This is a genomic window from Lacticaseibacillus camelliae DSM 22697 = JCM 13995, from assembly GCF_001311195.1.
Classification (GTDB): domain Bacteria; phylum Bacillota; class Bacilli; order Lactobacillales; family Lactobacillaceae; genus Lacticaseibacillus; species Lacticaseibacillus camelliae.
This window is the reverse complement of record NZ_BBAJ01000010.1, coordinates 1-12538: the sequence shown is the minus strand read 5'-3', so window position 1 is coordinate 12538 and position 12538 is coordinate 1. Positions and strand designations below refer to the sequence as shown.

13 protein-coding genes, 1 other RNA gene, 4 pseudogenes and 1 riboswitch are annotated in these 12538 nt (G+C 57.6%); of the genes and pseudogenes, 12 read left to right on the top strand and 6 right to left on the bottom strand.

Annotation, left to right across the window (positions count from 1 at the left end):
• Positions 1-16: 16 nt before the first annotated feature.
• An RNA gene (gene ffs / locus JCM13995_RS13595) (signal recognition particle sRNA small type) lies at positions 17-103 on the top strand.
• 64 nt (positions 104-167) lie between these two features.
• Here ffs and JCM13995_RS03085 read toward each other — a convergent pair.
• The 3 genes from JCM13995_RS03085 to JCM13995_RS16645 are packed head-to-tail and all read right to left on the bottom strand — an operon-like array spanning position 168 to position 1829.
• Positions 168-821, bottom strand: coding sequence for an ATP-binding cassette domain-containing protein (locus JCM13995_RS03085; RefSeq protein WP_054662367.1), 654 nt, complete (start codon positions 819-821; stop codon positions 168-170).
• A gap of 41 nt (positions 822-862) precedes the next feature.
• Positions 863-1258: an ABC transporter transmembrane domain-containing protein gene (locus JCM13995_RS16650; RefSeq protein ID WP_054662364.1), complete on the bottom strand. Its 396-nt coding sequence runs from the start codon at positions 1256-1258 to the stop codon at positions 863-865.
• Positions 1259-1298: 40 nt separating this feature from the next.
• Entirely contained in the window at positions 1299-1829 is a 531-nt protein-coding gene (locus JCM13995_RS16645) for an ABC transporter transmembrane domain-containing protein (protein WP_054662361.1), read from the bottom strand.
• 598 nt (positions 1830-2427) lie between these two features.
• On the opposite strand from JCM13995_RS16645, the pseudogene dnaX reads away from it, so the two are divergent.
• From dnaX to JCM13995_RS03025, 10 genes and pseudogenes are all read left to right on the top strand, one after another.
• Positions 2428-4106: pseudogene (gene dnaX / locus JCM13995_RS03070) on the top strand (DNA polymerase III subunit gamma/tau).
• Positions 4107-4123: 17 nt separating this feature from the next.
• Complete coding sequence (locus JCM13995_RS03065) at positions 4124-4429, top strand: YbaB/EbfC family nucleoid-associated protein (RefSeq protein WP_054662434.1); 306 nt, start codon at positions 4124-4126, stop codon at positions 4427-4429.
• A gap of 8 nt (positions 4430-4437) precedes the next feature.
• Positions 4438-5035: pseudogene (gene recR / locus JCM13995_RS03060) on the top strand (recombination mediator RecR).
• A 12-nt stretch (positions 5036-5047) separates the two neighbouring features.
• Positions 5048-5308, top strand: a complete 261-nt coding sequence (locus JCM13995_RS03055; protein WP_054662358.1) for a YaaL family protein — start codon at positions 5048-5050, stop codon at positions 5306-5308.
• A 109-nt stretch (positions 5309-5417) separates the two neighbouring features.
• Complete coding sequence (gene tmk / locus JCM13995_RS03050; RefSeq protein WP_054662355.1) at positions 5418-6062, top strand: dTMP kinase; 645 nt, start codon at positions 5418-5420, stop codon at positions 6060-6062.
• Positions 6063-6111: 49 nt separating this feature from the next.
• Positions 6112-6441, top strand: a complete 330-nt coding sequence (darA, locus tag JCM13995_RS03045; RefSeq protein WP_054662352.1) for a cyclic di-AMP receptor DarA — start codon at positions 6112-6114, stop codon at positions 6439-6441.
• Positions 6441-7415, top strand: coding sequence for a DNA polymerase III subunit delta' (holB, locus tag JCM13995_RS03040; protein WP_054662349.1), 975 nt, complete (start codon positions 6441-6443; stop codon positions 7413-7415). The genes darA and holB overlap by 1 nt, the downstream gene beginning before the upstream one ends.
• A gap of 4 nt (positions 7416-7419) precedes the next feature.
• On the top strand, positions 7420-7755 hold the full coding sequence (locus tag JCM13995_RS03035; protein WP_054662346.1) for a DNA replication initiation control protein YabA: 336 nt from the start codon (positions 7420-7422) through the stop codon (positions 7753-7755).
• Positions 7755-8624: a 16S rRNA (cytidine(1402)-2'-O)-methyltransferase gene (rsmI, locus tag JCM13995_RS03030; protein ID WP_054662343.1), complete on the top strand. Its 870-nt coding sequence runs from the start codon at positions 7755-7757 to the stop codon at positions 8622-8624. The genes JCM13995_RS03035 and rsmI overlap by 1 nt, the downstream gene beginning before the upstream one ends.
• Positions 8625-8637: 13 nt before the next feature.
• On the top strand, positions 8638-9345 hold the full coding sequence (locus JCM13995_RS03025) for an acyl-[acyl-carrier-protein] thioesterase (RefSeq protein ID WP_054662340.1): 708 nt from the start codon (positions 8638-8640) through the stop codon (positions 9343-9345).
• A gap of 65 nt (positions 9346-9410) precedes the next feature.
• On the opposite strand, the gene JCM13995_RS15580 is transcribed toward JCM13995_RS03025, so the two are convergent.
• The 3 genes and pseudogenes from JCM13995_RS15580 to JCM13995_RS03015 all read right to left on the bottom strand — a co-directional run bounded on the left by JCM13995_RS15580 (position 9411) and on the right by JCM13995_RS03015 (position 11017).
• Positions 9411-9779 (bottom strand): hypothetical protein, encoded by a 369-nt coding sequence (locus tag JCM13995_RS15580; RefSeq protein ID WP_225350684.1) that lies wholly within the window; start codon positions 9777-9779, stop codon positions 9411-9413.
• Entirely contained in the window at positions 9779-10030 is a 252-nt protein-coding gene (locus JCM13995_RS15575) for a hypothetical protein (RefSeq protein WP_225350683.1), read from the bottom strand. The genes JCM13995_RS15580 and JCM13995_RS15575 overlap by 1 nt, the downstream gene beginning before the upstream one ends.
• A gap of 16 nt (positions 10031-10046) precedes the next feature.
• Positions 10047-11017, bottom strand: a pseudogene (locus JCM13995_RS03015) (asparaginase).
• 288 nt (positions 11018-11305) lie between these two features.
• Positions 11306-11403, top strand: a riboswitch (THF riboswitch).
• Between the two features lie 34 nt (positions 11404-11437).
• On the opposite strand from JCM13995_RS03015, the pseudogene JCM13995_RS03010 reads away from it, so the two are divergent.
• Positions 11438-11958 (top strand): annotated as a pseudogene (locus JCM13995_RS03010) (folate family ECF transporter S component).
• Positions 11959-12538 lie beyond the last annotated feature (580 nt).

Below are 12538 nucleotides of genomic sequence, written 5' to 3'. Positions count from 1 at the left end.
TGAATCTTGCCGAAAGGCCTTGAGGCAATGGCAGCCTTTCGAATTGTGTCAGGTCCGGAAGGAAGCAGCACTAAGGATCGTTTGTCATGTGCCTTAAGTTTTTGAGCAAATAAACAAGGACGTACCCCAGCGGGTGCGTCCTTTTCATTACTAGTCTTTAGGATCGATCAATGCAGTGCCAGACTGTCGAGTGCGGCGGCCACTTGTGGGTCACGCTGGGTCCCGGCGGCAACGATCCGGCCGGCCGCCATGACGAAGATTCGGTCCGCCTTGGCGAACGTGGCCGCGTTGTACTGGTGCGTGATCATGACGAAGCCCTGCTTCATGTTGAAGATGTCGGCCTGCAGGCGGTCGGCGATTTGCGGGTCTAGGCCCGTGGTCATTTCGTCGAGCACCATGAATTGATAATGACGCAGCAGCAGGCGGGCCAAGGAGACCCGCTGCTTTTCCCCACCCGAAAGCAGGGGACTGGTGCGGTCAACCACGGTGTCCAGCCCGTGCGTCGCTAGCCAGTCGGTCATGCCGGCTTGGCGCAGGGCAGCTGCCACCTGATCATCGGTGTAATCTTTGCTGAATAAGGTGACGTTCTCGCGAACCGTGCCGGCAAAAATATCGGCCTGCTGTTCCAGTTCGCCGATCAGGCCGAAGACGGAAGCGGGCGCCAGCTTGGCCGCTGGCTGGCCGCTCAGCGTGACCCGACCGCTGGTTGGGGTCAGCTCGCCCAGCAGTAGTCGCATCAGGGTCGTTTTGCCACTCCCACTGGCACCGACCAGCAGGTACTTCTGGTCGGGTTCAAGCCTGAGCTCGATGTCGTGGAGCACTTTCTGATAGCTTGCCTGGTGCGCTTCAATCAGGGGATTCGTCAGTTTGAGTTTTTCCGGGTCGCAGTGGGGGTGGTGGTCGCAGGCCGAGCTAGCCCGGCCAACTGCTTGGCCACTTTACGCGCACCGTAAAATTGAGCCAGCATTTCGGTCAGCAGCGCTAGGGGCCAGTTAAAGAAGCTGGCCAGCTGCGAGAAGGCAACCAGCTGGCCCAACGTGATCTGCCCTTGCCGCACAAAGTAGGCACCGACGAGCCAGGTGCCTAGGTACATGATGTCGCCAAGAAAATCGGACATCCCGCTGGTGATTTTTTGAATCTGTTGCTCGCGGGTCGAGGTCAGGCGGACATCGCGGCTGACTTGCTGGTGCAGTCGGTGAAATGGCGGCTGTGCCAAAGCGTGGGCAATGGTGGTAAAACCGCTCAGCGAATCGGTCACCCGACTGGTGTACCGCTCGATTGCCGAAACGACCTGATCTTTAGCATGTTCTAGCGGTTTTTTTCACCAGAAAGGGGAAAATCAGCGCGGGCAAACTAAGCAGCACGACCGCCAAAGTGATGACCGGATCGATCAGCAGGGTGCCCGCCGCGGCAAACACCAATAGCATCAGCAGGTAGAAGGCGCGCAGGATGACGTGAAAATAGCTGCTGGTGACAATGTCGACTTGTTTGGTCAGCTGGGTCACATAGTTGCCGACGGGTTGCTGGCCAAATACGTTTGGTCGCTGCGCCAGGTCGCGGCTGAAAAGATCACGGCGCAACTCATCTCCCAACTGCAGTGGCAGTGCCTCATTGACATACTCGCTGGCTGAATTGGTCACGGCCTGGATTACGAGATAGCCAACAATTAATGGGACGGCGATTGAGAAGGCCAAATTCACCCGCCCGGTCGCGATATCAGTGATCAGTTGCAGCACATAGGAATAGGCGACCAGCACGGCTGCGGCAGCGACGCTCAGGCCAATCGATAATGTCACGCGCCAGGGGTGGCGTTGTAAGTAATGAAGCATTTTTCTCCTCCAATTCTAATCTTTCACAGCGTAGCACTTCAGTTGCGCCGAAACAACGCGAAAATGGGCGGGCGGATTCCGCTAAAAGCGTCCCACTACGGGCCAGGACCTCGAAGCCCAAGAGCGGCTTCAAGGCCCTTACCTGGGCTGGCCATCCTGCTAAGTTCGCCTCACTTCGCAGCCTGTAGTTGCGCTCAGCGGGCCAACGCGGGCATGTCTAGCTACGGCAGCAGCCTCGCCGCCCAGGTGCGGCGTCAATGCCGCTACCTAGCTGGCCATCCTGCTAAAAGCGTCCCGCTTCGCAGCCTGTAGTTGCGCTCCGTGAGGCGACGCAGGCGTGTCCAGCTACGGCCAGGACCTCGAAGCCCAAGAGCGGCTTCAAGGCCCTAACCTAGGCTGGCCATCCTGCTAAGTTCGCCTCACTTCGCAGCCTGTAGTTGCGCTCAGCGGGCCAACGCGGGCGTGTCTAGCTACGGCAGCAGCCTCGCCGCCCAAGTGCGACGGCAATGCCGCTACCTAGGCTAGCCATCCCGCTAAAAGCGTCCCGCTTCGCAGCCTTCATATGTTAAACTAGAACAGTTAGAAAGGATGAGGACGCGTGGCTTATCAAGCGCTATACCGGGTCTTTCGGCCCCAGCAATTCAAAGATGTGATCGGCCAAGATGCCATCACCACGACGCTGAAAAATGCCCTGATCGAGCAGCAAACCAGCCACGCCTATCTTTTCTGTGGACCGCGTGGGACGGGGAAGACCAGTGTCGCCAAAATTTTGGCCAAGGCGCTGAACTGTCGCCATATTGAAGCTGGGGAACCGGACAACACGTGTGATTTGTGCGTGGCGATCAACAACGGCAGCATGACCGACGTCATCGAAATTGATGCGGCCTCGAACAACGGCGTTGACGAGATTCGTGATATTCGTGACAAGGCGAAGTACGCGCCGACTGAAGGTAAAACTAAGGTTTACATCATTGATGAAGTCCACATGTTGTCGACCGGCGCCTTCAACGCGCTGCTCAAGACGCTTGAGGAACCGCCGGCCCATGTGGTCTTCATCCTGGCGACGACCGAACCGCAAAAAATTCCGGCGACGATCATCAGCCGGACCCAGCGGTTTGATTTTCGCCGGATCACTGCCGATGACATCGTCAAGCGCATGCAGTTCATCTTGGACGATAAGAAGATCACGTACGACGATCAGGCACTGATGGTCATTGCCAAGGCGGCGGAAGGCGGTATGCGCGATGCGCTGTCCATCCTCGATCAGGTGCTGGCGTTTGGTCAGGATCACGTGACAGTGGAAAATGCGCTTGATGTGACCGGCGGAGCGGCTGTTGTCCAGCTGGGCGAGTATCTTCAGCACGTGGCGGAAAACGACACAGCGGCAGCGCTGACGACCATTGAACAGCTACTGGCTTCCGGCAAGGACGCCGGGCGGCTGATCGATGACCTGATTGGCTACTTGCGTGATCTGCTGGTTTACCAGCAGGCGCCGGCGCTGGTCAACGACACCGCCAGTGCGCTCCAAGATAGCCACTTTAAGGCACTGGCGGATCAGTTTAAACCCACCCAGCTGTACCACATGATCGCGGTGCTGAATGCGACGCAAGGCCAGCTGCGGCTGACCAACAGTCCGACTTTGTACTTGGAAGTGGCAACGGTGCAGTTGGGTCAACCGGTGCCTCAGGTGGTCCCGGCGCAAGCGCCAGTGGCCAGTGCCGAAGTGAAGCAGCTGGAACAAACCGTTGCAAAGCTGGCCAAACAGATTCAAACCCTGCAGCAAGGCGCACCAGCGGCTACTGTTCCGCAATCGAAGCCGACCACACTGGCTCACCAAGCGTCAAGGTGCCCAAGGAAAAGATTTATCCGATCCTCGGCGCCGCGACGAAGAAAGATCTTGAAGCGGTCAAGGAGATTTGGCCGGACCTGTTGTCGATGTTGTCCGTGCCGGATCAGGCGATGATGAAAATCTCTAAGCCAGTGGCGGCGAGCCCCACCGGCGTGATTGTCAGCTTTGCCTATGACATCCTAATTGAGCGGGCGAACAGCGACTCCGCGCTGATGACCGGGCTGAACGAGGGCCTTAGCAAGCTGATGGGCGGCCCGCGCCAGGTCGTGCTGGTCCAAGAACAGGCGTGGCCCGTTGTCCGCAAGCAGTACTTGGTCGAACACGGCGCACCGAAGCCCAAGCAAGCGGCCAAGGAAGAATCCCCGGTGGTCAAGCCGATCACCGATTTGTTCGGTAAAGAACCCAATATTACAGTCAAAAATGACTAGAAAGCGTGATTGATATGATGCGTGGCGGCAATATGGCTGGCATGATGAAACAGATGCAAAAGCTGCAAAAGGAAATGACCCAGGCCCAGGAGGAGCTGAACAAAAGCGAATTCACGGCGACTTCGGCCTCAGACATGGTGACCGTGACCCTTGCCGGGGACAAGACCCTTAAAGACATTCAAATCAAGCCCGAGGCCATCGACCCTGACGATCCCGACATGCTTCAGGATCTGATCATTGAAGCGATGAACGCAGGCCTAAAGCAGGTCGACGATGCAACCAAGCAGAAAATGGGCAAGTACACCCAGGGTCTGCCGCGCTAGGAGGCACCATGCAATATCCACAACCGATTGAAAAACTGATCGACAGTTACATGAAATTGCCGGGGATCGGCAGCAAAACCGCAACGCGGCTGGCGTTTTATACGATCGACATGAACAAGGACGACGTCGCCAGTTTTGCCTCGGCGCTGACGGCGGCCAAGACGCAGCTTCACTACTGCAGCATTTGCGGCAACATTACCGATGATGACCCCTGTGAAATTTGCCAGGACAAGAGCCGCGACCAAAGCACCATCCTAGTCGTTGAACAGCCCAAGGATGTGATGAGCATCGACCGCACCAACGATTACCACGGCTTGTATCACGTGCTTCACGGGGTGCTGAGTCCAATCGAAGGCAAAGGGCCAGAGGACCTGAATATCGAGAGCCTGATCAAACGGCTTCAAGATCACCCCGAGGTCAAGGAGGTCATCGTGGCGACTAACGCCACGCCTGAGGGCGAGTCCACCGCGCAGTACCTGGCTCGCCTGATCAAGCCGGCCAAGATCAAGGTCACGCGCCTGGCACACGCTGGCAGTCGGCTCGGACATTGAGTACGCCGACCAGATGACCCTGCTCAAGGCCGTGGAGGGCCGGACGGAACTTTAAGGAGGCGGCGTCATGTTTTTTTGGCAAAAAAAGCCGAGTATCAAGGACGCGGCGGATCGGCAGTTGATGGAAGAGATTTACCGGGTACGCGATCGCATGGCCAGCCAGCGCAAGCTCGTCGGCTCTTTTCGCGAGGTCGATGAGGTCACCAAGGCTCAGCTTGATCTGCAGGCGGCCTTGTTCGACTTTCTGCACAGGGAGGCGCGGGAGCGTCGGGTTTCCGGGCAGCTGGTCGAGCAGATGGCGGCGCGTTACCTCGAGGAGAATCAGTAAGGGCCCGGCTTGGCCGGGTTCTTTTTTTGCATGAAGGATTGGTCGTGGTTTAATTCCCTCGGCTTTTCAAGTAAACTAGACTCATTAACAGATGAAAGAGTTGAAACCAGTGGCAGGCAGATTCATTACGTTTGAAGGCCCGGATGGGGCAGGAAAGACTAGCGTGCTTAACGCGCTGATCCCTATGATTGAAAAACACGTGGCGATGCCTGTGCGGCTGACCCGTGAGCCCGGTGGCGCAGAGATCTCGGAAAAGATCCGCAGTCTGATCCTTGATCCCCAAAATACCGCCATGGACGCGCGCACCGAGGCGCTGCTTTACGCGGCATCGCGGCGGCAGCACCTCGTGGAGGTCATCGACCCCGCGCTGGCCGCCGGCGATTTGGTGATCTGCGACCGGTTTGTTGACTCCTCTGTTGCGTACCAAGGCGGCGGGCGGCAAATCGGCGAGGCGGCGGTCTTGGCAATGAATCAGTTCGCCACCGACGGCCAGGCACCGGAGTTGACGCTGTACTTAGACATTGAAAGTGCGGCAGGCTTGGCCCGAATCCAGGCTCACCGGCAGTCGCGCCAGTACGACCGCCTGGATCGCGAAAGCCTCGCCTTTCATCAGCGGGTGCGCGCGGCGTACTTACGCCTGGCTCAGGCGGAACCGACGCGGATCAAAACCGTGGATGCCAGCCAGCCCATCGAAGCGGTCGTTGCGCGCTGCGCCGCTATTTTGGCTGAACACTTGGGCGCCACTTGGCAGTAAACTAGACGTAAAGCAGGATTTTGGCAGCCACTCACAGGGGGAAAAACATATGAAGTTGATCATGGCCATCGTTCAAGATAAGGATTCGAACCTGTTGTCCAGCGAGTTCATCGATGCAAACATCCGGGCGACTAAGCTGAGTTCCACCGGCGGCTTTTTGAAGTCCGGCAACACCACCTTCATCATCGGGGTGGAAGACGAGCGCGTGGATGAGGTCCTGCAGATCATCAAGGAATCTGCGCAAACTCGGCGGCAGTTCATGACCCCGCCGGTCAATCTGGACGCGACGTCTGATTCCTCGATGGCGTATCCCGTCGAGGTTCAAGTCGGCGGTGCGACGGTCTTCGTGCTGCCTGTCGACGCGTTCCACCAGTTCTGATGAACACGATCGAAACCCTGCAGCCGGTATTGGTGCGCCAGTTTAGCCAAATCATCGGTGCCGGCAACTTGAGCTCGGCGTACATTTTTGCCGGGGCTGACGGCACTGGAAAGGCGGCGCTCGCACAGTGGATCGCGATGCGCCTCTTTTGTCAGAACGTGCAGGCGGGTAAGCCATGTGGCAAATGTCCGGAGTGTCAGCGGGTGCTGTCCGGCAATCACCCCGATGTGGTGTGGCTGAACACCGACGCCAAAAGCATTAAGGTCGACGATGTGCGGGCGATGCGCCAGGAAATGAGTAAGACTGGTGTCGAAGGCAACCGGCGCGTGTTTGTGATCGAAGACGCTGAAAAGTTGACCGCCGGCGCCGAAAACAGTCTTTTGAAGTACTATGAGGAGCCGGTGCCAGGGATGACCATCATCCTGACGACGGCGGCTAAAAATCAGCTGCTACCGACGATTCGGTCGCGGGCCCAGGTGATCAGTTTTCCGCAGCCACCTGCTGCTCGCGTTAAGGAAGCGCTGGTGGCAGCCGGGGCGGATGCACGCCTGGCGACCGTTGCCGCTAACCTGACGGCCGACACCGATTCGGCACAGGTGCTGGTTGCCGACGAGCAGTTTGAAAAGCGGGTCACAGCTGTTTTGCAGCTGGTCACCCAACTGAGCAAACACGACGCGACCGCGTTTGTGGCCGTTCAAACGACTTTGTTGCCGCTGGCCAAGACGCTGCAGGAGCAGACGCAGACGCTGGCACTGCTTGGGCTTGCCTATGCGGATGCACTGAACCAGCATTACCATGTCCAGGCGCCGCGCACCTTCGGCAACGACCTGGCGATTCTTGCGCTGGCCGAGCAGACAGGCGCGCGCCTGAGCGCTGGCCTGTCCGCAGTGCTGACGGCGGAGATCCGGCTGGGTCAGAACGTCTCGTTTCAATCGGCGGTCGAGGCCTTGGTTTTGCAACTTTTAGAAGGGTGATTTCGTGGAGAAAAAAGATCTGTACGACAACTTCATTCAACTTGAGCATGACGCCCAGGGGCTGCTTACGCGCGTGACCGGGCTCAAAAATGATGTGGCTAAGGCCCTAGAGCGCAATGCCGAGCTGGAAATGGAAAACAAACACCTGCGCGAGCACCTGGCCGCATTGGACGCGGCGCATGCCCAGTCCACCGGAGCCACTGAGCTGACGAAGTCGAAGGCCAACCTGGAGAGTCTGTACAACGAAGGCTTCCACGTGTGCCCATATATGTACGGCCAGCGCCGAGTCGACGACGAGCCTTGCGCCTTTTGCCTCGACGTCATCTATGGTGAACACTGATGGCGGCGCGGCAGATGGCCAGCTTTGCCAGCCACGACACCGGCACCTTGTACTTGGTCCCGACGCCGATCGGCAACCTGGACGACATGACCTTTCGCGCGGTCAAAACGCTGAAGGCCGTTGATTTGATTGCGGCCGAGGACACGCGCAACACACAGAAGTTGCTCAACCACTTCGAAATTGAAACTAAGCAGATCAGCTTTCATGAGCACAACACTCAGGCCCGCATCCCCGAGCTGCTTGAGCGACTCAAGCAAGGCGAGTCGATTGCCCAGGTCTCGGACGCGGGGATGCCGTCAATTTCCGACCCTGGCAAGGAGCTGGTCAAGGCGGCCATCGATGCCGAGATTCCGGTGGTGCCGCTGCCTGGTGCCAACGCCGCACTGACGGCCCTGATCGCCAGCGGCATCGAGCCGCAGCCGTTCATGTTCTACGGCTTTTTACCGCGCAAGGCCAGCGAGCAAAGGACGGCGCTGCAGGCGCTTGCTGAAGCCCGGCAAGCGGTCATTTTCTACGAATCGCCTTACCGCGTGGCCAAAACGCTGACCACCATTCGCGAGATTTTCGGCGAACGACAGGCGGTGCTGGCCCGTGAGCTGACCAAGAAATTCGAGGAATTCATCCGCGGCAGTCTGTCTGATCTGATTGATTACGCCACTGCCAGCGCCCGCGGCGAGTTCGTGATCATCGTGGCGCCGGGAGAGAAAAAGGTCCCGACCCCAAGTGAGGTGCCAATTGACTCGCAGGTGCAAACACAGATTGACGCCGGCTTGCGCCCTAATGACGCCATCAAGGCGGTCGCGAAAGCCAACGGGTTGAAGCGTCAGCAGGTTTACAACACGTTTCACGGCATCAAGGAGGATCAATGAAGTACACTGAAGAATTGACGGTGCCTTTTTTTTCCTGGGCACGCAAACTGGCACTTTGAGTTTAGCCAATATGGCCAACATCATGTTGCTGGTGTCCGAGCACCAGCTGGATAAAGTTGATGCCGGCATTGCCGGGCTGGCCAAGCACGGCGCTGGCTGGGTGATCACCCAGTACCACATCGACGTCACGCGCATGCCGAAAATCGACGAGCACCTGATCGCCGGCACTGAGGCGACCTCCTATAACAAGCTGATGACTTACCGCGAGTACTGGCTCGAAGACGATGCGGGCCAGCGGCTGGTGACGATGCGCGGCGCGTGGGTGATGATGGATCTGGAAAAGCGCAAGATCATCCCGATTATCCCTGAGTTTGCCGAAAAGGTCGGGGCTTCGTTTGACAGCAAGGTTGAGCGGTTCCCCCGGCTGCCCAAGCAAGGCGACTTTGACCTTACCGTTCCTTACCGCGTTCGGTACTTCGACATCGACGGCAATGGGCACGTCAACAACGCGCACTACATGGAGTGGATGGAGGACGTTCTCGGCGAACAGTTCCTGTTAACTCACCGGCTGGTCGAAGCCGACATCAAGTACGCGCGAGAGGTGGCTTACGGGACGACGGTTGACTCGGCCGTGCGGAGCGAAGGGGATGCCTCTTACCACCTTATCGCCACCGACGGCGTGGCGAACGCCGAGGCAAAGCTGCGCTGGGCCGCCAAATAAGCGACAAAAGATGCCAGAGCGAAAATAGCAGCCTTCTTCACACACTGGTGAGGAAGGCTGCTATTTTAATGGGCGAGTGCGAGCTTCAGTCCGGCGAGCGGACTGTCATTAAAATTTTCTTTTTGCTTAACGGTTTTGCCAAAATTATCGATGAGGCCGTGGAACTCCTGGGCGTCTTTCAGTGCCCAGGTCGCCACTTCAGGCAGCCGGCGGTAAAGCGCCTGATAGGTCTTCGTCGGCACCCCAAGCCAGCCAAATAACCTGCGTGAGTAGTTGTCTGCGATGAAGGTCGGCTGGTCAAACACGTAGAGGCGCAGTGCATCGGCGGTCTCCTGGCCGATTCCAGGCAAAGCCAGCAGCTGCTGGCGCAACACAGTGGGGGCGGTCAGTCCGATGGCGCCCAAATCAAAGTTGCGGACTTGCAGCCAGGCCATCAGGCGACCAAGGCGCGGCTCTTGTTTTGGTAAAATCCGCTGGGCCGAATCAGTGGGATCAGTTCTGCCTGCGAAAGTGCGGCAAGCGCAGTCGGGGCAAATTTGGTGGCCGCGCGCAGGTTTGCCAGGCCGCGATCGACGTTGCGCCAGTTGGTGTTTTGGACCAAGATCGCACCGACCGCGATTTCGAGCTTGGAATCGGCCGGCCACCATCCGGAAGGCCCCAGTAGCTGGCCTAACCGCTGATACAAGGCCCAGGGTGTGACCTTAGCTGACGGCATTATTCACGTATTCGGCCAACGCCTGGCCGCTCAGTCCCGATGACAGGCCAACGATCAGTTTGATGCGAGCTTTTTGACCGTTCAGTCCCTGACAGAACGTGACCCCCATCTGCTTGAGGCCCACCCCGCCGCCTTCGTAGTCGTAAATGTCCTCGGCCATGCCGTTGAAGCAGCGTGACACGAGGACGACCGGCACGCCGCGTTGCAACAAGCGCTGCAGGGCCGGCAAGGTCGCAGGCGGCAGGTTGCCTGCACCCAGCGCCTCAATCACCAGGCCAGCGGTTTCTTTCGGCAGCGCGTCGAACAAGGTGCCATCCATCCCGGCGTACGCTTGAGCAGATAGACGTTCGCCACCACGTGATCGATCGGGGCCATCCCTTTTTGCAGCAGTTTTTCAAAAAAAAGCGGGGGCCATTTTTAGTGACCAGGCCAATGGGACCGAACGACGGCGTGCGAAATGTCGACACGTTGGTCGTGTGAGTCTTGGTGACAAAGCGCGCCGTGTGGATCTCATCGTTCATCACGACTAGGCAGCCCATCCCGCGGGCCTGGTCGCTTGCCGCCACCCGCACGGCGCTGAGAAAGTTGTAGTTGCCATCAGCGCCGATTTCATTGCTGGAGCGCATGGCGCCGGTCACGACAACCGGAATCGTTGAAGGCGTGGTCAGATCCAGAAAAAAGGCCGTTTCTTCCAGCGTGTCGGTGCCGTGGGTGACGACCACCCCATCGATGCCAGCCACCTCAGCCTGGCGGATGCGCTTGCTGAGGGTCAGCATTTTTTTCGGGCGTGACGTGCGGAGACGGCAGGTTGAAAATTTCCTCGGAGGATACGGTGATGTCTTGAAGCTGGGCGGGAACGGCCATCATGGGATTATTGGTGCTGGGGACCACGGCGCCGGCAGCGTTTTCGGTCATTGAGATCGTCCCACCGGTATGTAAAGCCAGAATGTGTTTCATGAGCTGCCTCCTAGAATTGATAGTTTCAGCTTAGCGGCCGGGCGGTGGGAATGCAACCGGAACAAAAAAAACACCGCCAGGGCAGGCGGTGTTCTAGCCTCTGGGCGGAGGCCTGTAACGCTTGGTTACAATCAAGAATGTTACGCCGAGCCGGTTAAAAGTGTTTTGGTGGCAGGCAGGAAAGCGTGAAGAGTTCGGTGTGAGTCTTCTCATCTCACCGCCACGTGAAAGTTCACACGTTGTTGCATTTTTCTGCAAACAGGCTAGACTTATGCTCGTACCATAAATCTAGGAGTAGGCATCAACGCGTTAAGTGCCACCGGAACGGAATGTGAACGGTGGACGAAGGTCATGTGGGCCGCGGTGTTGGTGCCGCATTCGCCTGATCGTTAGGCGTCTCCAATAAAGGAGATTGTCACTATGCAAGTCTTGTCTTTTTCTGGCCCCAAGATGAAAGCGACGCGTACTGTCGTTTTGATGGGTCTTTTTTTTGGCGATGGATATCGTCCTGCAGCGGTTCTCGTTTGGCCCTGCGTTTCTGAAGTTTGGGGTGGGCTTTTTCGCCACTGCGCTGATGGGCTATTACCTTGGTCCGTGGGTCGCGGCGGTTGACGCGGCCATGGCCGACCAGGTCGGGGTGCTGCTTTCCGGGGGCCCGAACATCCCGCTTTACACCATTAGTGCAGCGGTGGCGGCGTTTATCTACGGCGCGTTTTTTCCACAATCACAAAGTCACTCTATGGCGGGTGCTTGTGCCTGTGACCATCGTGTTGATTTTTGTCAACATTGGCCTGGGCACCTGGTGGCTGGCGCTGACTGGGTTTAAGTGGCAGGTGATTCTGCCGACTCGGGCGGTCAAGAACCTGATCATGATCCCGATTCAGACGGCGTTGACCTACGCCGCGCTGCGTGCAGTCGAACGGATCCGGCCGCGACTTTAACAAGAATTGGCTGAGGCGCTCATCGCGAGCGCTTTTTGATGCAAAGATCAGGGATTGTCCAAAAAAAAGAAAAACGGGGTACGATGGACTTGTATATACGAGCGTTAATTTTTTAAAAAGTGATTGGCCAATCCACTTGATGAGTATCACGGGGCACGACTTGCATATTAGTAACGCGGCAAGGCGGCAATGATTCTTTTTCAACAAATGGCCATTTTTTGTCCCCTAAAGCATGACAGAACTCGGGGAGGGGTGCTGGCGTGCGAATAAAGGCGTGAACTGACTCAGGCGCAGGGTCGGCTCACGCCTTTTGTTGTGTCAAGGGGCCGCGAGACAACGCTGGCGAATAGCGGACGATGAGGATTGCTGATGGCAAAAAAAATTTTAAAAAAAATAGTTGACAGCGTTTGCATTGTGTGCAATACTATCTTTGGATGATGGGAGGGCGAGGAAGGAACAACCTCGTCAGAACCACCCGGAAACTTCCTGGCGATCCGACCTGAACTTTAGGGTTGACCAGGCATGCTGAGCCTTCCGATCGGTTTGGCGATGAAGACTGCGTGAGAAGCGCAGGGCCCTT